Genomic DNA, 26,926 nt, shown 5'->3' with positions numbered 1-26,926 from the left:
CTCGTCTACCCCTTGGCCTTCCTCGGCAGGCGCGGGAAGAGCGCCGGCACGCGGTTCATGTGATCGGCATAGCCGGGCCTGCGCGCGACCGATCGTTTATCCATCAGCGGAATGCTGATGAAGACGAAGAGGCAGGTGATCCACGCGGGCCCGACGAGCGGATACCGGACGCCCGGATCCGAGGCGAGGGCGAACAGGAAAAGCCCCCACCAGAACGTGACCTCGCCAAGGTAATTCGGGTGGCGAGAGTATGCCCACACGCCGGTATCGAGGATCTTCCCCGGCACGTCATTATGGATCCGGAATGCGCGGAGCTCCGCGTCGGCGCGTGTCTCCAATGCAATCGCGCCCGCCGTCACCACGAACGCGGCCCCGTCGAGCCAAGAGAGCGGCCGCGTGCCCGTGGCGAGGGCCGGGAAGAGGGACAAACAGCCGAGGAAGACGCAGACCGTCGGCATGAAATGGAGGCCGAGGAAGCTGATCAGCCAGTAGGCGCGCCCCATCGACCGGCGCAGATCCACGTATCGAAAATCCTCGTGCCCGAGCCCATGCCAGCCGCGCGCCCAGTTCGACGTGAGCCGCGCGCCCCACGCGAGCACGAGCGCCGTGACCAGAATCCGCCGCGCCACCGGCGCATCCGCCGCCTCCGGCGACATCGCAATCGCCGGCGCGATCACCATCGGCGCAACGCTCCAGTACGGATCGTACACGCTCGAATTGTTGCAAAGCACGCTCCCGGCGAAGACCACCACTGTCGCCGCCGCGTCCGCCGCGGCGAACGCGAAGATCGATGAATGATCGTTCGCGAGTGCACGAAATACGAGCCACCCGACAACGGTGCCCGCGACATACGCGAGCGTCACGATCCCGAAATCCCGGGCACGATTCCCGGCTTTGCTCATGTCGTTTCCTCCGACAAACCCGACCAGCTCCGGTCGTCTTTGGGCCCGCGCGCCGGGACCACGTCCACGACGAACCCCGTGAGGTGTGCCATGCCCGAGACCCGTTCGAGCCGTTCCGGCCCATCGGCAGCGAGCAGGTTGACGTTCACGCCCCGCGTCTTTTGCGCGACGGAGAGGCCCACCGCGTGCTGATGACCCCAGCCGTGTGGCAATGCCACGGTCCCCGGCATGAGGTCGGCGAGCAGGCGCACGGGCACGCGCACCGTGGCCACGTCCGTTGAGACATCCGCGAAATCACCGTCCGAGAGGCCGATTCGTTTGGCGTCCTCGGGATGCACGTACAGGTGGTTCGTCCCTCCGTCCGGCTCGGCGAAATCTTCGAGGTTGTGGGTCCACGAATTGTGCGTCGTGACCCGCCGCCGCGTGACGAGCTTCAGCTTGCCCGCGCGGGCGATCTCCGCCTCGTAATCGGACTCGAGCTTTTTGGCGGCCGTGAGCAGCACCTCCGGCGCGAGATTCACCTTGCCGTCCTTCGTGATCACGCGCTTGCCGAGGAAATCGCCTCCGCGGTGCGGCGGGCGAAGGCGCCCGTGCGTTTGCTCGGCGAGGCGGCCGAAGGTCCCGTTCCCGGTCGCGAGCAGCATCGCGGAGAGCAAGAGCTCCTGCGGGATCGAGCGGGGTTCGTCCGGATGGAGCCACCCCCGCGCCGCCGTGAGCATCTCCAGGGCGCGCTGGGCGATGGCCGAGCCGAAGATTGGTTTGCCCGCGGCGCGACAAAGATCGAGGTACATCGTGGCCTCGTCGCGCTGATTGCCGTCCTGCGTCACGACGGGCCGGGTCGCCTGGAGGTAAGGCCGGCGCTGCAGGCCCAGGAGGAGCGGGAAAATGAAGGGCAAATCGGCCCGCTCGAGCGGCGACGTCGCGGGCAGGACCCAGTGCGCGAGCGAGCCAGTCTCGTTCACGAAGAGATCGATCGTGACGAGCAGATCGAGCTTTTCGAATGCGCGCCGCAGCCTCCCCGCGCCCGGCATCGTGATGAGCGGGTTTCCTCCGGTCACGAAGAGCGCGCGGATCTTGCCCGGCCCGTCCGTGAGGATCTCGTCGGCGAGCAGGCCGCCCGGGAATGCGTCGTTCACGGAGCGGAAATCGCCGATGCGGGATCGGTCTTCGCGGAGCAGCGTGCCCGTGCGCCGGCCGAACGCGGCGAAATCGAAGATTCCCCGGCCGACGAGCGTCCCGCCCTCGCGATCGAGATTCCCCGAAGCGGCATTGATGCACTCGGCGAGCCAGAACGCGAGCGAGCCATTCCGGCCCATGTTGACGCCCGTCGATACGTAGATGGCCGCGCGCCCCGCGTCCCGATACGCGCGCACCATCGCGCGGAGCACGTCCGGCGTGATCCCCGTGACGCGCGCCGTGCGCTCGGGCGTCCAGGGCTCTGCGACGGCGAGGACCTCGTCGAGCCCTTTCATGAAGCGCGCCGCGCGCTCGTGATCGATCCCGCCCACGGCCGCGAGCTCGCGCAAGAACGAGAGGAAGAACCAGACGTCCGTATCGGGCCGGATGAAGACGTGCTCGCCCGCGACCTTGGCGCTCTCGGTGCGGCGTGGATCGACGACGAAGAGCTTTCCGCCGCGCGCCTCGATGTCCTTCAGCGCCCGCGCCGGGTTCGGGACCTGGAGGAAGCTCCATTTCGATACGACCGGGTTCGCCCCCACGACGATGAGGCACTTCGTCCGATCGAGATCAGGAAACGAGAGCGTGAACGGGAATCCGTACATCTCGCGCGAAACCGCGAATTTGTTGCTGCAATCTTGCGTCGCCGAGGCATACATGCTGCGCGATCCGAGCCCCTGCATGAAGCCCTGCGCGAAGACGGGGTGCAGCACGGAGAAACCCGCGGCCGTGCCGACGTACATGGCGATCGCGTCGGGGCCGTGTTCGTCGTGGATCCTGCGCACGCGCGCGCCGATGTCTTCGAGGGCCGCGTCCCAGGACGCGGGCTCGAAGCGCTCGCCCCGGCGCGCGAGCGGGCTCCGCACGCGGTCGGGCGAGGCGTACATGCGGTGCTGCTTGAGGCCCTTGGGGCAAGCAAAGCCCTCGGTGGCGACGTGCCGCGCGTCGGGCCGGAGCGCGATGACGCGCCCGCCCTCGACGTCGGCCTCGAGGCCGCAGAGGGCCTCGCAGATGCGGCAAAAGGTGTGGTGTGTATCGACCATAAGGACGCGCCGGCGCGAGCCGGCGCGAGCCTCCTATAGTCATATCGCTGGCAAGTGACCAGGGGTCAGCAGGCTTCAGATCTCGAAATCGGCCGGATACTCGTCGTCCCCCGGCTGGCTACCCGCGGCGATGACGCGGGTCTCCGGGGGCTTCACCGCGACGCGCGAGCGCTTCGGGATTCCCCGCGTGAGGAAGACCGAGCCGCCGACGACGCTGCCTTGCCCCACCACGGTCTGGCCGCCGAGCACCGTCGCGTTCGCGTAGAGCGTGACGGAGTCCTCGACCGTCGGGTGGCGCTTCGTGTTGCGAATGACGCGGCCTCGCTCGTCCTTCGGGTGCGACATCGCGCCGAGCGTCACGCCCTGGTAGACTTTTACGTGACCGCCGATGTGGCTCGTCTCGCCGATGACGACGCCCGTCGCGTGATCGATGAAGAAGCTCTCGCCGACGGTCGCGCCTGGGTGGATGTCCGCGCCGCTCTGCGAATGGGCCCACTCGCTCATGATGCGCGGCATGAGCGGCACGCCGAGTACATAGAGCTCGTGCGCCACGCGATGCACCGTGATCGCGAGCATGCCCGGGTAGGAGAGGATCACCTCGTCGAGGCTGCCCGCCGCCGGATCCCCGTCGTACGCCGCCTGCGCGTCGAGCAGCAGCGTGTCGCGGATCTCCGGCAGGCGGCTGAGCAGCCGGCACGCGATGTGCCGGCCGTACTCGGCACAGCCGCCGACCTCTTTGTCCTCCGTGCCGTCGCGCTCCGACTCGCCAGCCCAGCAGAGGCATTTCTCGATTTGCGTCGCGAGCTTCTCGCGCAGCGTCGAGACGATCGTGACGACGTGGTACCGAACGTTGCCCTCCGTGAGGTCCTGACGCCCGTAATAGCCGGGGTAGAAGACCTGGAAGAGCAGCTCGATGATCTCGAAGATCTCCTCGCGGGAGGGCAGGAATTTCTTGCCGATGTAGTGGCCACGCCGATCGCGCTCGTAGCTCGCGATCAGCCCGTCCACGACTTTGCCGAGGCCGTTTTCCGGATCGCCCATCATTCACCATTCGGGGGCTCTGCGCGGCGAGCCGAGCTACGCCCCCGAACCCTCTTTCACGTGGCCGTCGCCTTCTCCACGGCCTCGAACATGCCCTCGAAGAGCGCGGTCGAGAGGTACCGCTCGCCCGCGTCCGGCAGCACGGTCACGATCGTCTTGCCCTCGAACGCAGGATCGTTCGCGAGCCTGAGCGCCGCGACCATCGCCGCCCCGCACGAGATGCCCGCCAGGATGCCCTCCTCGCGCGCGAGCTGCCGCGCCATCGCGATCGACTCGTCGTTGGTCACGGTCTCCACCCGATCCACGAGCGACAGATCGAGGTTTCGCGGGACGAACCCCGCGCCGAGCCCCTGGATCTTGTGCGGCGCGGGCTTCACGTCCTGGCCGGCGAGCGTCTGCGAGATGACGGGCGAGTGCACGGGCTCGACGGCGACCGTCAGGATCTTCTTGCCCTTCGTTTGCTTGATGTACCGCGACACGCCGGTGAGCGTGCCGCCCGTGCCGACGCCGCTGATGAAGACATCGACCGCGCCGTCCGTGTCCTCCCAGATCTCGGGGCCCGTGGTTTTCTCGTGGATGGCGGGGTTCGCCGGGTTCTCGAACTGCTTCATCAGCACGTACTTGTCGGGCTGGGTCGCGGCGAGCTCCTCGGCGCGGGCAATGGCGCCCTTCATACCGAGCGGCCCTGGCGTCAGGATGATCTGCGCGCCGAGCGCGACCAGCACCTTGCGCCGCTCCATGCTCATCGTCTCGGGCATCGTCAGCACGCACTGATAGCCACGCGCCGCCGCGGCGAACGCGAGCGCGATGCCGGTGTTGCCGCTCGTGGCCTCGACGATCGACATGCCCGGCCGGAGGGCGCCGCGCTCCTCGGCGTCCCACACCATCGCCGCGCCGATGCGGCATTTGACCGAGTAGGCGGGGTTTCGGCCCTCGATCTTGGCCAACACGGTCGCGCGCGCGCCCGCCGTGAGGCGGTTGATCTTGACGAGCGGCGTGCGCCCGATGCTGCGTGAGTTGTCTTCGTAGATACGCGCCATGGGGCGCGGACTCTACCACGCTCGCCGCGATTCGGGGGCTCTCTCGGCGCGAAGGGGTACGAAGGAAGCGGACGCGCGCCTCCTTCGCTTGACGCGCGAAAGCTCCCGCCGTACGGCCCATAACCCAGAGAATCCATGCACAAGATAGACTTGCTCGTCCCGGTCGCCGCGCTCCTCCTTTCCGCCTGCGGAAAATCCTCGGATCCGGCGCCCGCGCCGGCAGGCTCGGCCGCGCCGGCGGCGACCTCGGCGGCCGCGCCCGCGCCCACGGCGAGCGCCGCCGCCGCTGCGCCCGTGGAAACGAGCGCGTATTCGATCGTGCTCGAAGCGCCGGACGGGGTCGAGATCACGCCCCTCCAGGGCGGCGCGGTCTTGAGCGTCTCGAATCTCTACCTCCCGCTCGGCGAGGGGCCGCTCGTGCAGGATCCGGCGTTCATGAAGGGCCTCAAGAAGGGCGAGGTCTCCTACGTTGTCGGCGGCGAGTGGCCGAAGTCGGCCTGGATCATGGCCCTCAGCGCCGAGAACAAACCCAAGGCCTACAAATGGTTCGATTCCCTCGGCGGTCGTTGGGAGCCGCAGACGATCCTTCGCGAGGACGAGGACGTGCTCGACGTCGCGGTGATCGGCGAGAGCGTCGTCGCCGCCATCAAAATGCCCTCGAACGACATCCGGTTTGCCCTCGTCGGCGGCAAGGGCGGCGTCATTCCTGCGCCCTTCCCGTCGCAGAAAGCCGCGGCGAAGGCCGAGAGCGGCGAGGAGGGCGCGGGCGACACGCCGCCCGAGGACGACAAGAGCTGCAAGGTGAAGATGGCCCCCGAGCCGACGTATACGCTCGCCGGCACGCCCACGGGCGAGGCCTTCGCGGCCGGCTTCGAGTGCCAGGACGCAGGCGGAAAAGGCGCGCCGATGGCCGAGCGCTGGGAGCCGAAGAAAGCGCGCGGCACCGTGGATCCGCTCCCGGCGCCGTCCGGCGAGCTCACGATCGCCGATGTCGTGGCCGTCTCCGCCACGGACGCCTGGGTGTACGGAAACGCGGGCGACGCGCCGTACCTCGCGCACTGGGACGGCAAGGCGTGGGCCCTCGAAAAGGCGCCCTCCGCGAAGAAAATCCACCGCATCGTCGCGATCGACGGCGGCACGCTCCTCGCGTCCTTCGGGGATGGTTTGTACACCAAGAAAGCCGGCGGCGCGTGGGAGCTCGTGGCCATGCCGAAGAAGCTCGAGAACTTCGAGCCCTTGTACGTGTATGCGCGCACCACGAGCGACGTGTGGGTCGCCGGCAGGGCGGGCGGCAAGGGGTACCTGCTTCGCTCGGCGAAGGTGGACAAACCCATGACGATGCCCTCCGACAAGGAGGCCGAGGACACGTTGAAGTCGAACTTCCGCTACCTCGCGACGCCGCTTTGCGTGAAACCCTATGCCCACCTCTTCTCGATCGGCCCGAGCGCGGCGCCGATCCCGAAGGAATTCCCCGCGGTGAAGAAATCCTTCGAGGGCAAGAAGTTCGACGGCGCGAAACTCGTCGTGGAGGACGACGGCCGGAGCCTCTTCGTGGGCGCGAAGGCGGCAAACATCGAGCAGGCCGAGGCGATCGTGAAGGCGTTTGCCGAGGCAAACCCCAAGATGACGCCCCGCGTGTTCTGCCACGAGCCGCAGGTGAAGAAGGACGTCGACTGGCCCTGACGGAATGGGGGGAGGGAATCGCGTCCGCTACTGGCAGAACTCCTGCGTACAGAAGCCGCCGATCGGCGCGCAGATCCCGCAGCTCTCGTTGCAACAGTACTCGCCGGGTCCGCAAATGTTTTCCCTGCAGCGCACGCGCCCGGGGCCCCCTCCCGGGCCGCCGACCCTCAGGCAGCCGCAGCCGCATTCGTCGGAGAAGGGCCTGAACCCCGGCTCGCAGCGGAACAGCATGGCCGCGCACTGGGCCGGGTCTCGCGAGATATAGGTTCGCCGCGGGTTCGCGCAGCGAGCCGCTGTGGGTCCCCCCCGAACACACACGCCAATACAATCCGCGCCGCCTCGGGCCGGATCACAATCGTCCCCTGGCAGATCGATGCACCGCAGGCCGGCGGGACAGCGGAATCCCGCGAATCCGCCGCAACGCGGGAGCCGCGCGAAGTCCTGGATGGAGAGATCGTCCTCCGCAGCCCCGAGGTCCTCTTCTTCCGCGGCCGTGAGGGGCAGGCCCGCATCGCGCTCGTCGTCCGTCGGTTCGCCGGCCACGCAGGCACTCCCCATGATCGCGGCGCCGAAGGCGAGCCCGAGCAACGCGAATCCCTTGGTCCACATATGATTGCTCCCTTTCACGCTCGGGGGGGAGCTCGTGGAGACGAGCGAATCCCCCCATTTCCTTTGTCGAGCACGGCGCGTACCGTTCCCTTTGCGTGCATTCGGCGCCCGCGTGATCAGGAACGGCACAGCGCAGGTATGGCGCGCTTGGCAAATCGGGCGAGGAGGGAGGCGATTCGAGGGCGCCTTCCATTGACACGGCATTTCCTCACCCAAGGAAACGATCGAGGTGAGCCATGAGAAGCCGCATGGGTGGGACGATGCTGGCCTGCATGATCGGAATGATGTGCAGTTTCGTGGGGGCCTCGGCGCGCGCCGAGGAGCGGGGCGCGCCGAGGAGCGAGGCGCGCGCGGGGACCTCGGAGGCCCGAGGCACCCTCGTCGCCGAGCCGACGATGTGCGCGCGGTGCATGCGCGGGTGTCTGCGCGGCGACTATCGATGGTGGCCGTTCAATTGCGAGACGCTCTGCGCGGTCCTTCTGTGCAGGCCCGAGCACAGGGTCGGCGTCGACGTGGAGGCGACGACGCGCTCGGTTCAGCCCTGATTCGGGTCTTTTTGCAGGGCGGCCGCCGAGCCTCGGAACGCGGCGTTGCCCTGGAAACACGTGACCGAAGCTGCCCCGTTCGGGCCTCGCGGATGGTAACGCGACACGTCGACGGGCGCCTCGCGCACCGTGGTCCCCGCGGGCGTCGCGACGTATGCCGTGAGCGCGTGGGTCACGTCGTCGGCAAGCAAGCGGGTCGAGAGGACCTGGAAATTGGCGCTCCACGAGCCGTCCTCGGCGAGGTGGCACCATCCCTCGGCGATCGAGAGCGGGGCAATGACGTCGCACACCGCATCCGGCGGCGCTCGCATCTCGCATGCCCGGCCTGCGGGGGTGATCTCGATGCAGGGTTTGCCGTCGAGGAAAAGCTCGATACGATCGGGGTTTTCGCCGCCGGGAATCGCGCCGGGGGCGTCGAAGCGGACGCCGAGGCTCGTGAAGCAGTGGGCGCCCGGCACCTCGGCGTCGCGGACCGGCTGGGCCTGGGAGGCGAACGAAATCAGCAAGATGGCTGCGGCGGCGCCGCGCGTTCCGTGTTCGTACATGTCCCCTCGGCATACCAATTTCCATGCCGGTTCCGTCCGAAGGACACTGCGCGCTCCTTCCATTTGACAGGCAGGCGTCCCGGCGCTTTCATCCCGCGGCTGGAACACGAAGATGCCCGATACCGCCTTGCAGCTTCTCCCGTACGACCAGATCAAGCAGCAACTCGACACGGGCGCCGTCGCGTGCCTCGCGTCCGCGAGCCCCGAGCTCGTGAACGCGCACCTGCCGGTCATTTCCTACAAAAAATCCACGATCACGGTCGAGCTCTCGTTCCAGAGCCTCCCCAAGGAGGCGTTTTTCCCGACCGTCGACGTGCTCGCGCAGTACTTCCGGTACTTCTCGGAGTTCCGCCGCAGCTATTTCGGGGTCACGGTCGTCGCCGATCACCACAGCCCCTTCGATCGCCGGATGGCCGATCGTCGGAAACCGGGCGAGGGGCCCGAGCTCCCGCCGCCGATGAAGGTGACGTTCCGGTTCGATCCGAAGGGGCACGGCGCGATTCATTTCGAAAAAGAGGCGCTCCTCCTGCAAGAGGAGGTCAATTGCATCCTCGACGTCCTGCGCAAGTATGCCTTTCATACGGGCGACGCGGCGAACGCGAGCTCGCCCAAGCAAAAGCTCGCCGAGCTCGGCGCCGTGGTCTTCGAGGCGAGCCCCGCGTTCTCGGAGGACCGCATCGCCGGCTACGAGCGCACGAAGCGCGAGGTGCGCGAGACCATCGTGCTGCCGCTCCTCCACCCCGAGATCTTCATGGCCGTCGGCGAAATGGCCCGCACGCGGCCGGGCGCGAGCGTCCCGCGCGCCGTCCTGTTCGAGGGGCCGCCGGGCACGGGCAAGACCACGATGGCGCGCGTCATTGCGAGCCAGAGCGGGATCCCGCTCGTTTACGTGCCCGTCGAGTCGATCATGAGCAAATGGTTCGGCGAGTCGGAAAAAAGGCTCGACGCGATCTTCGACCGGGCCGGCGCGCTTTCGCGGAGCATCGTCTTCCTCGACGAGATCGACGCCTTCGCCGGCTCGCGCGAGCGGGCCATGCACGAGGGGACGCGGCGCATCCTCTCGGTGTTGCTCCGCCAGATGCAGGGGCTCGTCGATACGAGCAACGTGGTGGTGATTGGCGCGACGAACCGCAAGGACGACCTGGATCCGGCGCTCCTCAGCCGGTTCAACCTCTTCGTCCATTTCCCGCTGCCCGACGCGGAGGAGCGGGCGGCCATCCTCGCCTATTATGCGAAGCACCTCGGCCCGGAGGAGCTTCGTTCGCTCGCGGAAAAGGCCGAGGGTCGGTCGGGGCGTGAGCTCGAGGATGCGTGCGGCGTGGCCGAGCGGATGTGGGCCTCGCAGATCATCGCGACGAACGCGAGCGTGACGCCGCCTCCGGTGGAGACGTACGCCACGGCGTTCCGGCTGAAATTTCGAGGGTCGGGGGGAGGCGGGGCTACTTGACCTTCGGGCAGGCCGCGAGATCGGCTTCTTTGAATTTCTTGCCGTTCTCGATGTCCTTCTTCGTCTCGTCCACGTTGCCCTGCGTGGCGTCCTTGACGGCCGCCCAGGCGGCATCCTTCGCGGCGAAATCGGTGAACATCGCGAGGGCGCTCTGCTCGAGCTCGAGCTGCTTCTGGAGCGTGGCGATGTAAGTGTCGTCGGCCTGCGTGAGCGCCCCGCAGCCGTTCTTGAGCTGCTCGAGCGTCACGCTCGCCGGGTCCTTCTTGTACTTGTTCACGAGCGCGTCGTACGCCTCAGCGGCCTGCGTGCGCGTGCCCATGGCGATGACGCCCGCGGCGAGGCGCTGGTTGCGCACGAGCTCGTACTGCGCGAACGCGATCGGGGGTGGCGCGCCCTGGAACAGGCCGTCACGCGCGGAGCTCACGAACATGAACGTGTAGGGGACCGTGAGCTCGGTCGACGTCGTCTTGAGCGGGAGCGCGGCGACCTTCGGCTGCAGGCACGTGGCGACCTGCGTGCCGTTCGGGTCCGTCGGCGGCTTGATCGTCACGGCCGGCGCGCTCGTCTGCGTGAGCTTGACCTGGGCCGTGAGGACCACCGGATCCGCGCTCTTCCACGGCGCATAACAATCGCAGAAGCTGCCCTGCACGAGCCGGATCGTGCCGGCCACGTCGGAGGCTTCGCTGACGCCCATCTTGACCGAGGGCATCACGCTGGCGATGTGCTTGTATTGCACCTCGGCCGTCACGTTGCTCGCGGCCGTGGCTTTTTTCTCCCACTCGGGGGCGGTCGCGGCGAACTTGTCGACGGCGGCCTTGATGCATTGCTCGCCGGTGGGCGTGATGTTCTGGCCCGTGATGGCGTGCGCGAGCTTGCCGCCCGAGAGGGTGGTCTTGAGGGCGAGGCTCGTCTCGTCCGCGGGGCCGCGGTTCTTCGGGTCGACGAGGCATTCCATGACGAACGGCCGGGCCGCGACGAGCAGGCCGGTGAGCACTTCGCTGTTGATCTTCTCCGGCAGGGCGGGCGCTTGCTGGAAACAAACGCCGAGATCGACGGGGTTGGTGTTCACGATGCGCTGTTGCGTGGAGACGGGGCCCGTCGGGCCGGCGCCCTGGCCGGTCTGCGATGCGCCACCACACCCGAGCCCGAGGCCGAGGGCGAGGAGCGGTAGAGCTTTGCGGAGATGGATCATGACTTCTTCCAGGTGGTTTTACCGGCGTCCTGCCGGCGGGCGCGGAGCTTAGCGGAAGGGCTTGGCGGGGCACAAGCGTGGCGGGCATGGTTTTTCCGGCTGCGGGAGAGCTCGGACGGATCTTTTTCAGGAACCCTCGCGGTTCCTCGGGCGTCAGAGGTCTTCGGCCCGGCTGCCGCTGGGTGGATCGGACGGAGGTTCGGGCATGGACGAGCGCGAGGGCAGGGGGCAGGGCGAGGGGCCGGCGGGCGAGACGCGGAAGGCCCACGGCAGGGCCGGCGTCGCGCGGATCGCGCTCGTCCTGGGCGCGGCGCTCGCGGTCGTGGCGGGGCTCGAGTGTGCGCCTTCGCGGAGCACGAGCGGGAAGAAGCTGCCGGAGGCGCCGATCATCACGGCCGAAGAGCGCCCGCGCTTTCCGCGCAGCCCCCACGCGAACCCGCGCTGGTCCTGGCCGGGGATGGCGCAATTCCAGACCATGTACGATCAGGCGGAGCGCCAGGCCAAACCCATTCGACTCGTGTACGGCCGACTCGCAAAGGACGTGGACGGGCAGCACGTGGAGGTAGAGCGATCGATCAAGGAGTCGGGGCGCGCGGCGCCGATCGCGGCGAGGCTTTCGGCGTGGGCGAAGGACGGCGCGTTCGACGAGTATAACAGGGTCACGGCGACGCAGATCCTCGCGCTGCTCGAAGATGACGCGGCGCTCGCGGACGAGGCGTCGCTTTCGGAGATCGCGCGGTTGTGGCTCGCGTGGCATCGCGCGAAGAAGTAGTCTTTCCGGTCATGATCGCGATACGTCCGGCCCTCGCCCTGCCGTTCGTCCTGCTCATCGCTGCCTGTTCCGCGGACGGACAGGGTTCGTCGCCGGCCACAACGAGCAGCAGCGGAAGCGGAGGCGGAGGCGGTAGCGGAGACGGAGGCGGCGGCGGAAGCGGCAGCGGCGGCGGCGGAAGCGTGCCCGAACCGTCCGGTGCGATCCGATATCCGCACGGCCTGCGGCATTCGCCCCTCTCGAAAGCCGTCGTCGAGCGATGGAAAGGCATTCTCGCCACGAGCCCTGGCCGTACGACCGTCTTCGCCAAGGTCGGCGATTCGAATACCGTCAATACCGGATTCTTGACGTGCTTCGGCGGCAATGACATCCAGTGGGGCCCGAGCGCCGCCCTCGAGCCCACGCGCGCGTTTTTCGGGAAAGACCTTGCTGATGCGGCGAAATCCTCGTTCGAACGGACGACCCTCGCTGCGAAGGTCGGTTGGTCCTCGGGGGCCGTCCTCGCCGGTGATCCCTCGCCGCTCGCCCAGGAGATCGCCGCCATCACGCCTGCTTTCGCCGTCGTCCTGCTCGGCACGAACGATACCTATCCGCAGGGCGTCGAGCCTTTCGCGCAAAATCTCCTCCGCGTCGTCGACGAGCTCGCCGCGGCCGGCGTCGTCCCATGGCTCACGACCTTGCCCCCGCGCGACGATACCGACGAGGCCCGCGCGCTCGTCCCCGAGATGAATGCGATCGTCCGCGCCGTGGCCCAGGCCCGACAAGCGCCGCTCATGGACCTCTTCGGCGCGCTCGCCGAGCTATCCGAGTATGGCCTCGCCGGCGACGGCATTCACCTGGAATCGTTCGCGCAGGGCGGCGTGCACGCGTGCTGGTTCGACGCCGCGGGCCTCGGCGAGGGGATGAACCGGCGAAACCTGCTCACAATCGAGGCGCTCGATCGCGCCCGGCGTTTCCTGCTCGAAGGCGAGGCGCCCGAACCGCGGCCGAAGGATCTCGCGGGGGAGGGGACGTGGGAGAGCCCCTTCGAGATCGACGCACTCCCCTTTGTTGACGATCGCGACACCGCCGCGAGCAAGACCTCGATCGCGAATGTGTATTCGTGCAGCCCCGTTGACGAGGGCGGATCCGAGGTCGTCTACCGGCTCACGCTGACCGAGCCGACGAACCTGCGCATTCGCGTGTTCGACGCCGCCGGCGTCGATATCGACGTGCACTTCATGGAGGATCCGGGCGGCTCTGGGCTTTGCGTCTCGCGCGCCGACAAGGTGCTCGACGTGAACGCAGGGCCGGGGACCTACTGGATCTCCGCGGATACCTACGTGAGCGCGTCCGGGCCTTTGCCCGGGCCCTACCTCTTGACCGTGGTCGCGGTCGACTGAACGGGCGAATCCCCGGCCCCATCGGCCAGGCTCGTGATACGCTCCGCGTCGATGGCCCTCGTTGCCCATAGGCCCGTTCCCATCACGACCGTCGGACCGTCGAAGGGGGGAACGACCGTTTTTCGTCACGCTGGAAAGCTCCACGTTACGTGCGTGCTCAAGGCCACGTTCCAGTTCGTCTCCGGCGCGCCGATGCAGCCCGTCGCCCCGGAAGAGCTGTTCCGCGCCGAGATGCACCACCGCGACAACCCAACCCGCAGCATTCGCGCCACGAGCGACATCGTACCGCACCTGCCGCGCGTCGATATCGTGCTTTCCGGGCACGCCTGCGCGCCCGCGGGGACCACCGTGACCCGGCAGGCCGTGCGCCTCGCCGTCTTCCATGGCCACGCGCTGCTCGACAAGACGCTGCACGTCTACGGCGATCGCAAAGGCGCCGAGATCACGCCCTTCGACAAGATTCCCCTCGTGTACGAGCGCGCGCTCGGTGGCATCGGTTTCCGGCCGAACCCGCACGGGACGGGGAAAGCGCCCGGATCCGCGCCGCCGAATGTGGTGTATCCGACGGACGGGAGCCTCGTCGCGGGATTCGGGCCGATCTCGCGCGCGCTTGCGCAACGAAAATCGCTCCTCGGCTCGCTCGCGCCCATGGCGCTCGATCATCCCGTGCCGGAAATTCCGGCCGATTTCGATTGGACGTATTTCCAGTCCGCGCCGCACGATCAGCAGATCGAATCGCTTGTGGGCAACGAATGGATCGTGCTCGAAGGACTGCACCCGGAGCATCCGCGGATCTCGTCGCGCCTGCCCACCGCGCGGGGGCTCGTGACGCTCTTCGGTCTATCGCCGGGCGCGCCCGAGGCGGCGCGCACCCTTGCGATGCGGCCCGACATCCTGCGCATCGACGCCGACACGCTGCGGTGCTCGCTCGTTTGTCGCGTCGTCGTGCCCCTCGACGACGAGCGGGCCCTCGGCACGTTGCGGATCGCGGGCGGCATCGAGACCGAGGGCCGCCCGCTCGCGCACCTCTTGACCCCGCCGCCAATGCCGGAAAAGAAAGGGCAACCCCTGGTCACCACGGTCGACGACCTGGCCACGACCACGGCCCGGAGCGATACGTGGTCGCGCGGCGAGAGCGAATCGACGATGGTGCTCGAGGATATCGTGCCGAGCTCCGAGCCCATTCCATTTGCGCAAAGGCGTCCTCAAAACCAGTTCGAAGGGACGTTCGCCCTCGACGGGGACGCGGCGGTCGCCGCGCAGCACAAGCCCGCGATTCCGTTTGCAGGCGGGCCCAAGACCACGTCGCCCACGGCTGCGGGGGCTCCCATTCCGGGCGCGCCCTGGTCGGGGGGGCCCGCCGAGGTCGCACCGATGCCGATCGTCGAAGAAGTGACGCGGGCGCTCTCGTTCACGGCCGATTTGGCGAATCTCCATTTTTCGGGGGCGGCCGCCGAACCGCCGCCCCCGCCGCCGAGCGCGCGCGCGCCGAGCCCCGAGCCGGACGCGCCGAAAGCAGCTCCGGCTGCGGCGGCTCCCCCGGAGCCGCCGCGCCCCGCGCGGACCGATCCGTGGGCAGAAAGCCCGAAAGAGCCGAAGGTCGAAATCCCCAAACCCCCGCCGCCGCGCATCCCGCCGAAGCCGGCGGTCAACAAGTCGCTGTACGGCGGGTTCGGGCCGCCCAAGAAAAAGAGTTAGTCAGGACAGACGGGCGCGGGCCGCGTCACACGCGGCCGCGAGCCACGCGGGGCCGAATTCGCCGTCGAGGACGAGATCGGGCTCGACGCCGACGCCGTCGATCGCAATCCCGCCCGGCCCCGTGGAATGCACGGCCGTGCGATAAGCGAACGAATCCTCCTCGCCCGGGACGAGGCGCTGCGCGCTGCCTTTTCCGTGGGTCCGCTGGCCGAGGACGAGGGCGCGGCCGTGCGCCTTCAGCGCCGCAGCGAGGATCTCCGCGGCCGAGCCCGTCCCACCGTCGACGAGCACGACGAGTGGCATCGTGTACGCCGCCGGCAATGCGGCGCGGCGAATGAGCTCGTCCCCTTCGGCGTCCTCGATCCGGACGATCTCCGCGCCCGCGTCGAGGAACGTCGCCGCCCACGCGACGAGCGCGTCGACGTCCCCGCCCGGGCAGCCCGCGAGATCGAGGACGAGCGCCCGCGCGCCTTCGGCTTCGAGGTTTCGCGCCGCCACGTGAAAGCGGCTCGTGATGTCCGTCGTGACGAGCGCGACCCGCACGTATCCGATTCCGTCGTCGAGCATCGCGGCCGCGAGCGGCGCCGTGCCTGCGCGGCCGAGGATGGCGTCACCGAGAGCCGCGGCGCGTGTGGCCGAGACGCTGTCCGGCGAGGCTGCGGCCGGGGATTGTGCGTATCCGTAAAACACGTTCACGGCGCTCGGGACCACGACGGCGCCGAGGGCGTTGTTCCCCGTGTTGCCCATCGTCGGGCAGGTCAGATTGATCGCGGGCATCTTGTCGACGAACACGATCGGATTGCCCATGATGTACTTGCCCGGGCCCTTCACGGTCCAGTGCGCCGTGCCGGCCTCGTCGCCGGAGGTCATGGCGATCATCGATCCGAGGTTCAGCGCGTGGACGCCCGAGACCTTGACGATCGGCGAGAACACCGAGGCCTGCGCGTTCATCGCGATGTTCGGATACGGAATGGGGACGGGGCCGACCGGCGTCGGCGTGAGGCAGACGTCCGGAAACCCGAAATTCATCCCGGCGCCACGGTTCGATGCAGGGAGCATGGCAGAGCGCCTCCTAGCCCAGGTGGACTTCCTTGCCGTTGATCGAGACTTTTTCCTCGGTGAGTATCGTCGCGCTCTTCGCCTGCGAATGCATCGAGCCCTCGACGACCGTGTGCGTTTGTCCCGCTTGCACACTGAGGAGCTCCGTGACGCGCTGGCGCAGCGTGGTGAACGCGTGGACGACCTCCGAGGCGATCGTGCGGATCTTCTTCGAGGTCACGGAGAGCTCGGGCGCGGCGATTTCGACCCCGCGATCCGCGGCGATCCGGAGCGTCCCCGCGGCGCGCAATTCGGCATCGGCGGGGAAATGCAGGACCGCGGGGCCTCGCGCGTGCACGACGCCGATGATCCAGTGGCCCTCGGCGTTCCCGATGACGAGCACCTCGTCGCCGGGGACGGGTTCGTATGCATACGCGAGGGCGAGGCGCGCGTGGACCTTGCCGCCTTTTGGCAGGTCGATCTCGATTTCGGCGGGGCGGACGGACGCGACCGTCGCCGGGCCGAGGTAGAGGCCCTTGTCCGCGGTTTCCTCGAAACGCAATCGCGCTACGTTCGACATGGGGTCTCCTTCAAGCTCCTTCGCGCGGCGGGGGCCTGTAGGCCTCCGCTTCGAGCCGGTCGACATCGGTGCGGCGGACGCCGAGCAGGTTCGCGCCCACGAAGAGCGCGCCCGAATCCCGGACGTTGTGCAGGTTGGCGTGGGAGAGGTTCGTCGTGGAGAAATCGGCCTCGCGCACGTCGGCGTGGGAGAAGTCGGCGTGGGAGAGCTTCGCCCCGCCGAAGATCGCGCCTTTCGCCTTCGAGCGCACCCAGAGCGTCTCGCGCAGGTCCGCGCCGCCGAAATGGGCGAAGCCCGCCTCCGCCCCGGTGAACGTCGCATGCCGGAGCCGCCCGCCGGTAAAGCGCGCCCCCGACGCCGCCGCGTCCCCGAAAAACGCGCCTTTCGCTTGCAACCCCGAGAGATCCGTCGTTTCCAGCCGCGTGCGCGCAAAGCAGGCCTGCGTGGCCGTGGCATTCGTGAGCTTCGCGCCGGACAGATCCGCGTCCGTGAAATCCGCATGCGTAAAATCGCAGCCGGCGAGGTTCATGCCGCGGAGGTTCGATTTGAAGAACGAGCAGCGGTGCATGGAGAGGCCCGCGAGGCGCAGGTTCCGGAGATCCATGCCGCCGAAATCGACAGTCTTCCACGTCGTCCGCTCGATCTTCGCGCCTTCGAGGTTCGCCTCGCGGACGCTCGCGCCCCACAAGAACGCGTGCGAGAGCACCGTCCCCGCGAGGACGGCTCGATCGAGCTGGGTCATCACGAGCCGCGCGCCTTCGAGGTTCGCGCCGGAGAGGTCGGCCTCGGTGAGCGCGGTCATTTCGAGGTCTTGCCCCGCGAGGTTGACGAGCACGAGCTTGGCGCCCTGGAGGATCGTGCGCTTCAAATTCGCGCCGGCGAGGTCCGCGCCCGTGAGATCGCAGCCCGAGAGATCCGTCATTTCGAGGTTCGCCCCCGAGAGGCGCGCGTCGCGCAGGCAGACGCCGCGCAGCGACGCGAAGAAGAGGTCTCGGCCCGCGAGATCCGCGCGCTCGGCCTCGCCTTCCTCGGCGGGGAGCGTGGTCCCATCCTCGCGGAGCCGATCCCGCGCGCTCAGGATCGCCTGGTCGAGCTGGCACTTCGAGAGCGACCTCGGCAGCCTCGCGCCGCGCAGATCGGCCTCGCGGAAGATCACCATGTCGAGTGTCGCGCCCTCGAGGTTTGCCCGGACGAGCTTCGCGCCCGCGAGGACGGCCTGCTCCAGGCGAGCGCCGCCGAGGAGCGCGCCCGTGAGGTTCGCCCCGAGGAGGGTTGTCCGGACGAGCACCGCGCCCTTCAGATCGGCGCCCGAGAGGTCGGCGTCCTCGAATACGGCCTCCGTGAGATCCGCGCCCGCGAGGCGCGAGCGCGCGAGGTTCGCCCGCGACATCGCGGCGTTTCGCAGATAGGCCGAGGTGAGGTTCGCGCCCTCGAAGCTCACGCGGAGGAGCCCCGTGTCCTTCAGGTTCGCCCCCGAAAGGTCGGCATCGGCGAACGAGGTCTCGACGATCCGCGCCTCCGAGAGGTCGGCGCCGCGCAGGATCGCACCGTCGAGCCGCATCCTCGTGAGCTTTGCTTTCGCGAGCCGCGCGGCGCCGAGGTCCTGCCCGCGCAGGTCGACGCCGTCGAGCGAGGCGCCTTCGAAGTTTTCCCCCGAGCGGAGGCGTGCGGCGAGCTCGGCCGGGTTCACGCGCCACGCTCCAGGGTGGAACGCTTCAGGTTCGCGCCGTTGAAATCGGCGTCCTTGCCCTGCGCGGCGGTGAAATTCGCCTCGTAGAGGTTTGCCTTCACGAACTTCGTCCGGCTCACGACCGCCCTCGAGAAATCAGCCTGGAAGAAATTGGCCTGTGTCGCGTCCACACCCTCGAGCTTCGCCTTGTAGAAACGTGTCCCGGGGAGGTTTGCCCGGACGAACGAGGCCGCGGTCGCGGAGACGCGGGTGAAAAACGAGCCCGGGAGATCGGCGTGGGAGAGATCGGCGTCTTCGAGGTTCGCGCCTTCGAGGAGCACTTTCTCGCCGAAGCAATCCGCGAGCGAGGCAAGGACGAGGTGCGCGTCCTTGAAGCTCGCGCCCGTGAGCCGCGCGCCCGTGAGCCGCGCTTTCCTCCCACGAAGACGCGACAGGAGCGCGGAGACGAACGAGGCACGCTCGAACGAGGCGCCCTCGACCGTGGCCTCGGTGAAATCGGCGTGATCGAAATCGGCGCGCTCGGCGCGGGCGCCCGCGAGGTTCGTCCGCGTGAAGATCGCATAAGGGCTGCTCGCATTCGCCAGCGTGGCGCCTTCGAGGTCGGCGTCCTCGAAGAAAGCGGTTTCCAGGGACGCGCCCGTGAAGTCGGCTCTCTTTCCGCGGACGCGGGCGAGGTTCGCGCGCCGGAGGTCCGCGGAGGCGAGGCGTGCGCCTTCGAGGTTCGTCTTGAAGAGCACGGCGTCACGCAGGTTCGCGCCCGAGAGATCCGCGCCGGAGAGGTCGGCGCGCGTGAGGATCGCGCCTTCGAGGTTCGCGCCGCGCAGATCGAGGCCACGCAAATCGCGCCCCGTGAGGTCCTGCTCGGAGAGATCCCGCCCCGGCCCGGGTTCGTCCGTCGAAATGGGGCCCGTCGGCGGGCGGTAGGCAGGATCGAGCGTCTGCCAGCGGGGATCGTGGGGGATGGCCTCGAGCGCGGCGAGCTTGGCCGAGAGCTCTTCGCGTTTGTCCCCGGGGATGTCCTTGTCCGCGAGGGTCTTCTTGACGTTCTCGACTTCTTCGAGCACGCCGCGCATGGTTTTGCGCAAGCCTTGCGGCGGCAGGACGCCGGGCTTCCGGACCATCATGGCGGGCGGCTCGTCGTCCATGGCGGCTGCTGCCTTCGCGAGCTCGGGCTCGATGTCGCGGTGCCCCTTTGCCTTTTCGCGCGCCTCCGCGATGCTCTTTCCGACCTCCTCGACGATGTTCGCGCCGAACGCGCCGAGCTTCTGATCGATCTTCGCCGAGATGGGGTCGAGATCCGTTCGCAAGGGGGGAGGCTCGCCGCGGCGCTCGGCCTCTGCGCGGGCGATGACGTCGGCGAAGTTCGGCGGCAGGGCCGCGGCAAACCCGACCGGATCCTTCTCGAAGGCGAGCAAGAGGTCCCGGTAATGCGCCTCGGGCAGGGGCTTCGTTCCGAGCTGCTCCTGGGCGACGAGCATCGTACGCACGTCCTCGAAATCGTGCTCGCGCACCTCGATCACGCCGCGGAACGTCAATTCGAGGACGTTGCGATCGAGGTCGGCGAGCAAGGTGTCGAGCGACATCGGCACTTCGCGGAACCGGCCGGCATCGTCCCGCACGAAGGCGCGGACACGCGTGCCGGGTAGGCGCGTGCGCAGCGTGGGCTCCGTGGGGGAGAGGTTCTGGAAGAGGAGCTCCTCGTCGCCGCGAAGATACCCGGGGAGCTGCTGATCCGGGGGCGCGGCGTGGAAATGGGTCCAGTCGAAGTCCTCGGCGTAAAACGGGGCGCGTTTGTCCTGCCAGGCCTTGCCGTACTCCTTGCCGATCTTGCCAGCGCGAGCCGGCCACTGGGCACTCACGGGGCCAAACCCCGCCGGGACCGGGCGATCGCCGCGGCTCCGGACCGGTTGGTCCGGGTACTCCACGCTCGGCAGCTCGTCGCCGAGCCCCTTGCCCGAGGGGTTGTCGGGAAAACCGATACCGCCGAAGGCGTTCGCCCAGGTGAGCGGCAATTTCGTGAAGCCGAGCGGGGCCGAGGGGACGGCGCCCGGCAGTTTGTCGGACCAGGCGCGCCGCCCGACGACCCGGAGCGTCTTCGACCAGCCGCCGACCGCGAACCGGACGAGGCACTCCGTCAAGGGGATCCCGCCGGCCGCGTGGCAATGGCCCTTGAGGAGGACCTCGGCATTCAGCTTGAAATCGGCGAAGTCATTGGGGAAGAGGCATTCCCCCGTGCGCTCCTCGTCATGGTCGGCAAACGTTTCTCCCGAGAGGAACCGCTGATCGATCGGCTGCTCGACGACGGTGAGCGCGCCGCCGGGCCCGAGGGCGTACGTCGCGCGAACGACGACGGTCATCTCCGGCTGCGGCGGACGTCGCGAGGTGAGCTTCGTCCCGACGAGGAATGGGGTGAGGTTTTTCGTGAGCATCGATGCGCGCCCGTCCGGTCACATGCCGATGGCGACCTGCATCCCCTGGAGATGAATGGCGAGCGCCGTGAGCTTCTCGTCCATGCTCATCCGCTTGTTGATGAGGGTCGTGTGGAGCCGGTCGAGCGTCGTATCGAGCTCCTTCAGCTTGACCTTCTTCTTCATCGAGTCCGTGTCCTCGTGCGTGCCGAACTTCCACTCGAAGCTGTTGCCGACCGTGACGATGCGCTTTTTCGCAACCACCTCGACCTCGCCGACGAGCGCGGCGACGCTCACGCTGCCCTTCACGGCGATGAGCTCCACGTCCCCCTGCGCCGCGGCGAGCGTGAGGCTACCGAGCGTGCCCGCGATCGTGGTCTCCATCTGCACGCCGACGTTCGTCAACGCGTTCGAAGTGACGAGGGTCGTGAGGCTGTTCGACGCCACCGCGTACGTCTCCTCGTGCATGGCCGGCACGGGACGGTCGACGCGGCCGGTCTTGGAGGTGATCGTGCCGTCGCAATACGTGGTTTCGCTGATGCTCAGCTTGACGTCCGTTGTCGAGCTCGTCGTGTCCGCGTACGTCTCCTCGTGGATCGAGGGGATCCGCACGGTCGAGCTGCCGGTGTAGCTCTCGATCTTGCTGGCCCAGGTCCTCTCCACGATCGCGGGGTTGCCGTAGGGTTTTTCGAGCTCCTCGTGCCACTCCACGGGCGACTCCGAGCCGATGACGGACTCCTTGTGGTTTCCGTACCAGTGCTCGTAAAAGTCGCCGGCGTAATCGCTGGTCTGGCAGAAGTTGTTCGTCGTGTTCTCGAGGTGCCAGGTGCCGCGTTGCCCGAACATGCCGGGCCGGAACTCCACGCGTACGCTCGCGCCAGGCATCGAGGCCGGGCCGAGGTCCTGGACGTGGCCGCCCGAGAGATCCCAGCCACCCGCGCCCTCGGGGTTGTCCTGGCGGCTCATGACGACCATCTTGTAGTTGCCGCGGATCACCTCGACCTTGTCGCCGTAGGTCGTCGAGATGCGATTGCCGTCGGTATGATCCCACCAGCCGCCGCGCGTGAGCAGCGCCGCGCTGTGCTCCATGCGCTCGGACCTGGGGCGTGATTGCCCCTCGAGGTCCGTCGAGCTCGACCGCGGATCGCCGATGCGCTGATCGTCGAGGAAAACGCCCCGATCCGGCTCCGTCAGGACCTTGCCATCCTTGTCCGTCAGGATCTTGCCGTCCTCGCCCCTCAACGGGATGCTGCCGACGCCAGTGTTGTCTGTGTTGACCTCGGCTCCAAACTCATCCTCTTCCGGAGCCGGGCCGCCCTGGACCATCGTGACCTCGAGGGCCACCTTGGCGAGCGCGAGCGCGCGTTTCGCCGCTGGATCGTTTTCGGGCGACTGGTGGAACGCGCCGAGCCGCAGGAACGAGCTCATGGTCTCGTCCTTGCGATCACCCGTGGGAATTTTCCTCGAGTTGGGATCCTCTTTATCGGCCAGCACCAGCGGGCCAGGCTTGAGTCCCACCGTATCAACAGCGAAATCGGGCACCGAAATCAGAAGATACTTGCCCTCCGCCGAGACATCGTCCGCCATGTGCTCGCGCCTCCTACGGAGGAGACGCTAACAGAGCGCTCATCCGGCTGTAAAGCTATGAAGTCGAATGATCAGCTCGACATGCGCTCGCATGCCCGCCGGAGCTCTTCGAGTTTCTCGGATGACAGATGCAGCGTGATGCGATCTTTACGATCCCCGTCGCGGTAGCCGAGCGTGAGGACCGCGATCTTCGCGGCCCCCGTGTCGCCGCGACTAGAAGCGAGGACCGCGTCGACCCGCCATTCGATCGATTCGACGACGGCGCCGTGATCCGTGAGCGTATCCCGTAAGGCGCCTGCCCCGATGGCCGAGCGTACCGCGTCGTACTTCGAGAGCAAAATGGGCGCGATCACCGCGGCTTCCGGCGAGAGCGGGCCGCCCGCGAGGCCGACGACGTCTTCCTCGAATCGCGAGCGATCGAGGCCCCGCGCGCACGCCTCGCGCACGAGGAAACGCGAGGCTTTGAGCGCGCGGGCGAGATCGTCCCGCGGGGCCTCGAAGGCGCGCGCGAAGGTATCGAGCGCAGACTCGACCGAGGCCGGCAGAGGATCGGGCAGCGCCGGGCCGAGCGCGTCCCAGAATCGCGCGCGGGCTCGCTCCGGCAGCCGCGCGAGGGTCTTGAGATCGGCCGCGATCGCCTCGGGCGCGGCTTTGCCACCGAGGCAAAACAAGGGGAGGGTCATCAGCTGCTCTTGATCAACGCGTCCTTCATCTCGATCAGAATCCCCGTCGCCGTCTTGATACGGTGCGCCGGCGCAGAATTCGCGGCCACAGGCGAGGGCGTGAGCGCATTGGGCACAGTGTGCAGGATGATGGGCCGGTCCGGATCGCCGTCGATGAAACCAATGAGGACCTCGGTCCCGGGCTTCAGGGGATGATGATGCCCGTAATTCTGGCCCGAGTGCGGCTGCGCCATACGAATACGACGCGAGACGAATTGTCGGTCGCCGGTTTGCGACGTGTCGAACATCATGCGGACGAGGTAACGGCCCTCCTCGTCAATGCGCGCGAAGAGGCTCTCCGTACCTTCCATCTCGTGCGCCACGACCCCGTTGATGATGCCGTGGATCCGGGGCTTCGGCGTGACGCGCGGGGGCCGGAAGGGAATGGAGCTCTCGATGGCGCGGAAGGTGTTCGTATAAGGAATCTCTTCCCTGCCGCCGAAGATGGCCACCGGATGACGCGCTGCGTGCTCGATTTCGGTGACGACGAAGGTCACGTCGCCGAGCTTGGGGTGCCCTTCGAGCGTGAAGCGGCCGCCCGCGCGGATCCAGCCGAGATCACTCTCCAGGCTGAAGACGCGGTGCGTCGCCTCGGTCTCCTGGGCGCGGATTTTTGCGAGCCGCGCAGCTTCCACGGGCGTCTTGCAATGGGCGCCGTACTCGACGAGACCGCCACCGAGCCCGGACGGCGCGTCGGCGCTGCCCGTGGGATCGACGAGCGGTATACGATAGTTGTAATCGTGCACCACGTGGGCCCGGGGTACGAGGCGCGTGGTCGCTTCGATGTGGTAGATGTCACGGCGCTCGCCGCGCGACCGGAACACCGCGTGGTCGTGGCCCGGCGCCACGGGAAAACCCTGGTTGTCGTCCGTGAAGACGATCTTGTCGCGGTCGCCGTCGTGCTCGAAGAAAAACGTGATGCCCTCGTGTTCGGCGAGGCGCGAGACGAACGCGAGGTCGGTCTCCCTGTACTGCACGACGAACTCGTGCTTCGGGTACGTCGCGGTGAGCCGCATCTCCACGTCGTCCCCGCCGAGCCCCACGAGCTCGAGTTTCTTCTGGATGATCTCGGGGACCGAGAGCTCCATGAAGATCTCCTGCGTTCGCACGAGCGAGAGGCGATGAGCGCGCGGGACGAGGAGCAGGTCGTACGAACAGGTGTTCGCCTCGGTGTCGAAGCGGTCGCGGATCTCGGCGATCATGCCGTGGATGCGCCGTACGTCCTGGCCCTGTACGTCGAATACGAGCGTCGCCATCGCGCCCTCGACGAGGGCGAGGTCGAGCCCCGGGGGCTTCGTACTGGCGACGCCGATCGAGAGCGCGAACGGCTTTCCGAGCGATTCGCGTCCCGAGAGCTCGAAAACCTGCAAATCGTCGCAGGGGAAATCGTCAGACTCGATCCGGAGGTGCACGAGGTCGTCGGGCATGGGGAGAGGACAACAAATGGCGGCGTGACCGTCAAGACAAGATGGGTGGGGCATTCAGAATGCCTCTCCCCGACGGCGTGGCAGTCGTGTTAGCTTCTCGTGCCGCCCCGATCCCGGGGCCTTTCGCGCGGGACGACGTCATGAGCGCCTCAAGAACCAGCAATCTCTCGGTCGAGCTCGCCTCGGGCGATGGCTTCGATGTCCGCGAGTTCTCGGTGAGCGAGAAGATCTCGCAGCTCTTCGAGGTGCGCCTCGTCGCCCTCAGCGACAACCCCAACGTCGATTTCGAGGCCATCGTCGGCCAGCCGGCGCGCTTCGTGATGCACGGCGGGCACGGCGAAGGCGGGCAGCCGCGGATCTGGACCGGCATCTGCAACGAGCTCGAGCAGCTCGGCGCGGAAGAGACGGGCCTGTCGTCGTACAACATCTCGATCGTGCCCACGCTCTGGCTCGCGACGCAGCGCCGGAACCACCGCATGTTCCAGCAGCTCTCGGAGCCCGACATCGTGGTGAAGATGCTCTCCGAGTGGGGCATCGAGCCCGTCCTCAAGATCGACAAGGGCGCCTACAAGAAGCGCAAGTACCGCGTGCAGTACGCGGAGACCGACTACCAGTTCATCAGCCGCATGCTGGAGGACGCGGGGATCAGCTTCTACTTCGAGCCGTCCGAGGAGGGGTCGAAGCTCGTGCTCTCGGACGCGCCGCAGTCGAACGCGGCCCGCAAGCCGATCGCGTTCCGAGACAACCCCACGACGGCCGATCGCGAGCACGTGACCGTGGTGCGCATGGCCCGCAAGGTGCGCCCCGGCAAGTACACGATGCGCGACGTCGATTACCGCAGGCCGCCCTCGTACAACCTCGCAGCCACGGCCTCCGGCGCGGAGATCCCGCTCGAAGACAAGCTCGAGCGGTTCCACTACACGCCGGGCGCGTTCCTGTTCGGCGCGGAGAAGGGCGACGACACGCCCTCCGCCGACGACAAAGGCAAGGCCCGCACGGACGAGGCCGAGGGCGCGAAGCTCGCCCAGAAGCGGCTCGAAGCGAAGCGCGGCAGCGGGACGGCGATCTCGTTCCAGACGAACGTGCTCGACCTCGGGCCAGGCGTGGTGACGAGCTTCCTCGATCACCCGCGCGCGGATCTCGCGTCGGACAAGCAACTGCTCATCATCGCGTCGCACATGGCGGGCACGTCGACGGGCGAATGGACGCACCATTGCGAGGCGAAGAGCACGAAGATCCCGCACCGCCCGAAGGCCGTGATGCAGCGGCCGAAGGTGAACGGCGTGGAGAGCGCGACGGTCGTCGGTCCCGCCGGCGAGGAGATCCACTGCGACGAGTTCGGCCGCGTGCGCGTGCACTTCCACTGGGATCGCGAGTCGAAGATGGACGACAACAGCTCGTGCTGGATCCCGGTGAGCCAGCCCTGGGGCGGCGCAGGCTACGGCGGCATGAACCTGCCGCGCATCGGGCAGGAAGTGCTCGTCGACTTCCTCGGCGGTGATCCGGATCGGCCGGTGATCGTGGGCCGCGTGTTCACGAACCTGCAGAAGGTGCCGTGGAAGTTGCCGGACAACAAGACGCAGAGCGGTCTGCGTTCGAACTCGACGGGCGGGAGCGGCGGCTACAACGAGATGATGTTCGAGGACGCGCTCGGCAAGGAGCTCGTCCGTTTCCAGGCCGAACGCGACTACAACAAACTCGTCAAGAACGACGAGAACACGACCGTCGGCAACGATCGGACGAAGGTCATCCAGCGCAACGAGAACGTCACGATCGGCAACGATCGGACGAAGACGGTGAAGGCCAACGAGACCATCAGCATCGGCAAGAACCTGATGAAGTCGGTTCAAGCGAGCGAGCGCGAGGTGACGGGCATGAACCGCAGCGTCGTGGTCGGCGTGAACCGCTCGACGCAAGTCGGCGGGATCGACTCGACGATGGTCGGCGGGACGCACTCGGTGCAAATCGCGCCCCCCGGCGAGGGCGGCGGCGGGGCGACGACGGCGCACGTGATGGAGCACGACAAGATCACGCTGGGCACGCCAGGCGGCGCGAGCATCACGCTCGAAGGCAACAAGGTGACGATCACGGCGACGACGATCGAGGTCGCAGGCTCGGGCGTCGTGAGCGTGACGTCGTCAGGCGGCGACGTGATCATCAAGGGCGGCCCGATGGTCAAGATCAACACCTGAAGGATGCGCGCGGGGGGGGGGTGGCGCCCCCCCCCCACCCGGCGGGCCGCCCCCCCCCCCCCCCCCCTGCTGGGGGCTGTCCGCCCCCTCCCCCCCGGACCTGGCCGGGCCGGGCCCGCGGGCCTAAAACCCGCGCGCTGGGCGGTTTATCGGACGGCCCGTGGCAAGACCCTCCACGACCTTGCCAACCAAGACAGCAGCGCTGCC

21 protein-coding genes are annotated in these 26,926 nt (G+C 67.9%); 7 read left to right on the top strand and 14 right to left on the bottom strand.

The window, feature by feature from the left end; all coding sequences use genetic code 11:
* Positions 1-5: 5 nt before the first annotated feature.
* The 4 genes from KEG57_RS45140 to cysK all read right to left on the bottom strand — a co-directional run bounded on the left by KEG57_RS45140 (position 6) and on the right by cysK (position 5,202).
* Positions 6-902 (bottom strand): DUF1295 domain-containing protein, encoded by an 897-nt coding sequence (locus KEG57_RS45140; protein WP_272427272.1) that lies wholly within the window; start codon positions 900-902, stop codon positions 6-8.
* A complete protein-coding gene (locus KEG57_RS45135; protein WP_272427270.1) occupies positions 899-3,121 on the bottom strand; it encodes a molybdopterin-containing oxidoreductase family protein in 2,223 nt (740 codons plus the stop codon). The genes KEG57_RS45140 and KEG57_RS45135 overlap by 4 nt, the downstream gene beginning before the upstream one ends.
* 75 nt (positions 3,122-3,196) lie before the next feature.
* Positions 3,197-4,165 carry a serine O-acetyltransferase gene (locus KEG57_RS45130; protein ID WP_272459681.1) on the bottom strand — a complete coding sequence of 323 codons (969 nt, stop codon included), beginning with the start codon at positions 4,163-4,165 and terminating at the stop codon, positions 3,197-3,199.
* Between the two features lie 53 nt (positions 4,166-4,218).
* The gene (gene cysK, locus KEG57_RS45125; protein ID WP_272427267.1) at positions 4,219-5,202 is read right to left on the bottom strand and encodes a cysteine synthase A; all 984 of its coding nucleotides are present in this window, start codon (positions 5,200-5,202) and stop codon (positions 4,219-4,221) included.
* A 135-nt stretch (positions 5,203-5,337) separates the two neighbouring features.
* Between cysK and KEG57_RS45120 the strand changes: the two genes are divergently transcribed.
* On the top strand, positions 5,338-6,885 hold the full coding sequence (locus KEG57_RS45120) for a beta propeller repeat protein (RefSeq protein ID WP_272427265.1): 1,548 nt from the start codon (positions 5,338-5,340) through the stop codon (positions 6,883-6,885).
* A 27-nt stretch (positions 6,886-6,912) separates the two neighbouring features.
* Here the strand turns inward: KEG57_RS45120 and KEG57_RS45115 are convergent, their stop codons facing one another.
* Complete coding sequence (locus KEG57_RS45115; protein ID WP_272427262.1) at positions 6,913-7,494, bottom strand: hypothetical protein; 582 nt, start codon at positions 7,492-7,494, stop codon at positions 6,913-6,915.
* A gap of 236 nt (positions 7,495-7,730) precedes the next feature.
* Here KEG57_RS45115 and KEG57_RS45110 point away from each other — a divergent pair, with 236 nt between their 5' ends.
* Positions 7,731-8,039, top strand: a complete 309-nt coding sequence (locus tag KEG57_RS45110) for a hypothetical protein (protein ID WP_272427260.1) — start codon at positions 7,731-7,733, stop codon at positions 8,037-8,039.
* Here the strand turns inward: KEG57_RS45110 and KEG57_RS45105 are convergent.
* Entirely contained in the window at positions 8,030-8,584 is a 555-nt protein-coding gene (locus KEG57_RS45105; protein WP_272427258.1) for a hypothetical protein, read from the bottom strand. The two genes, KEG57_RS45110 and KEG57_RS45105, sit on opposite strands and share 10 nt — an antisense overlap.
* A 112-nt stretch (positions 8,585-8,696) precedes the next feature.
* Here KEG57_RS45105 and KEG57_RS45100 point away from each other — a divergent pair, with 112 nt between their 5' ends.
* Positions 8,697-10,031, top strand: a complete 1,335-nt coding sequence (locus tag KEG57_RS45100) for an ATP-binding protein (RefSeq protein WP_272427256.1) — start codon at positions 8,697-8,699, stop codon at positions 10,029-10,031.
* On the opposite strand, the gene KEG57_RS45095 is transcribed toward KEG57_RS45100, so the two are convergent.
* Positions 10,024-11,223 (bottom strand): hypothetical protein, encoded by a 1,200-nt coding sequence (locus KEG57_RS45095; RefSeq protein ID WP_272427255.1) that lies wholly within the window; start codon positions 11,221-11,223, stop codon positions 10,024-10,026. The two genes, KEG57_RS45100 and KEG57_RS45095, sit on opposite strands and share 8 nt — an antisense overlap.
* A 205-nt stretch (positions 11,224-11,428) precedes the next feature.
* Here KEG57_RS45095 and KEG57_RS45090 point away from each other — a divergent pair, with 205 nt between their 5' ends.
* Genes KEG57_RS45090 through KEG57_RS45080 form a run of 3 tightly spaced genes read left to right on the top strand, consistent with a single transcriptional unit; the run spans position 11,429 to position 15,075 of the window.
* On the top strand, positions 11,429-11,995 hold the full coding sequence (locus KEG57_RS45090; RefSeq protein WP_272427254.1) for a hypothetical protein: 567 nt from the start codon (positions 11,429-11,431) through the stop codon (positions 11,993-11,995).
* Positions 11,996-12,006: 11 nt separating this feature from the next.
* The gene (locus KEG57_RS45085) at positions 12,007-13,377 is read left to right on the top strand and encodes an SGNH/GDSL hydrolase family protein (RefSeq protein ID WP_272427253.1); all 1,371 of its coding nucleotides are present in this window, start codon (positions 12,007-12,009) and stop codon (positions 13,375-13,377) included.
* A 51-nt stretch (positions 13,378-13,428) separates the two neighbouring features.
* A complete protein-coding gene (locus KEG57_RS45080; protein WP_272427251.1) occupies positions 13,429-15,075 on the top strand; it encodes a DUF2169 family type VI secretion system accessory protein in 1,647 nt (548 codons plus the stop codon).
* Here the strand turns inward: KEG57_RS45080 and KEG57_RS45075 are convergent, their stop codons facing one another.
* The 7 genes from KEG57_RS45075 to KEG57_RS45045 form a co-directional block, all read right to left on the bottom strand.
* Positions 15,076-16,134 carry a S41 family peptidase gene (locus KEG57_RS45075; RefSeq protein WP_272427250.1) on the bottom strand — a complete coding sequence of 353 codons (1,059 nt, stop codon included), beginning with the start codon at positions 16,132-16,134 and terminating at the stop codon, positions 15,076-15,078.
* Between the two features lie 13 nt (positions 16,135-16,147).
* Positions 16,148-16,693 carry a DUF3540 domain-containing protein gene (locus KEG57_RS45070; RefSeq protein ID WP_272427248.1) on the bottom strand — a complete coding sequence of 182 codons (546 nt, stop codon included), beginning with the start codon at positions 16,691-16,693 and terminating at the stop codon, positions 16,148-16,150.
* A gap of 10 nt (positions 16,694-16,703) precedes the next feature.
* Positions 16,704-18,383 (bottom strand): pentapeptide repeat-containing protein, encoded by a 1,680-nt coding sequence (locus KEG57_RS55960; RefSeq protein ID WP_272427247.1) that lies wholly within the window; start codon positions 18,381-18,383, stop codon positions 16,704-16,706.
* Positions 18,380-20,812 (bottom strand): DUF2169 family type VI secretion system accessory protein, encoded by a 2,433-nt coding sequence (locus KEG57_RS45060; RefSeq protein WP_272427245.1) that lies wholly within the window; start codon positions 20,810-20,812, stop codon positions 18,380-18,382. The genes KEG57_RS55960 and KEG57_RS45060 overlap by 4 nt, the downstream gene beginning before the upstream one ends.
* Positions 20,813-20,830: 18 nt before the next feature.
* A complete protein-coding gene (locus tag KEG57_RS45055) occupies positions 20,831-22,378 on the bottom strand; it encodes a hypothetical protein (protein WP_272427243.1) in 1,548 nt (515 codons plus the stop codon).
* A 71-nt stretch (positions 22,379-22,449) separates the two neighbouring features.
* Complete coding sequence (locus KEG57_RS45050) at positions 22,450-23,061, bottom strand: COMM domain-containing protein (RefSeq protein WP_272427241.1); 612 nt, start codon at positions 23,059-23,061, stop codon at positions 22,450-22,452.
* Positions 23,061-24,527, bottom strand: coding sequence for a type VI secretion system Vgr family protein (locus KEG57_RS45045; RefSeq protein ID WP_272427239.1), 1,467 nt, complete (start codon positions 24,525-24,527; stop codon positions 23,061-23,063). Before KEG57_RS45045 ends, KEG57_RS45050 begins: the two co-directional genes overlap by 1 nt.
* 140 nt (positions 24,528-24,667) lie before the next feature.
* On the opposite strand from KEG57_RS45045, the gene KEG57_RS45040 reads away from it, so the two are divergent.
* The gene (locus KEG57_RS45040; protein WP_272427238.1) at positions 24,668-26,719 is read left to right on the top strand and encodes a type VI secretion system Vgr family protein; all 2,052 of its coding nucleotides are present in this window, start codon (positions 24,668-24,670) and stop codon (positions 26,717-26,719) included.
* Positions 26,720-26,926: the final 207 nt, after the last annotated feature.

The organism is Polyangium jinanense (genome assembly GCF_028435365.1).
Note: the sequence above shows the minus strand (reverse complement) of the source record. Positions and strands in the feature narration are given on the sequence as shown.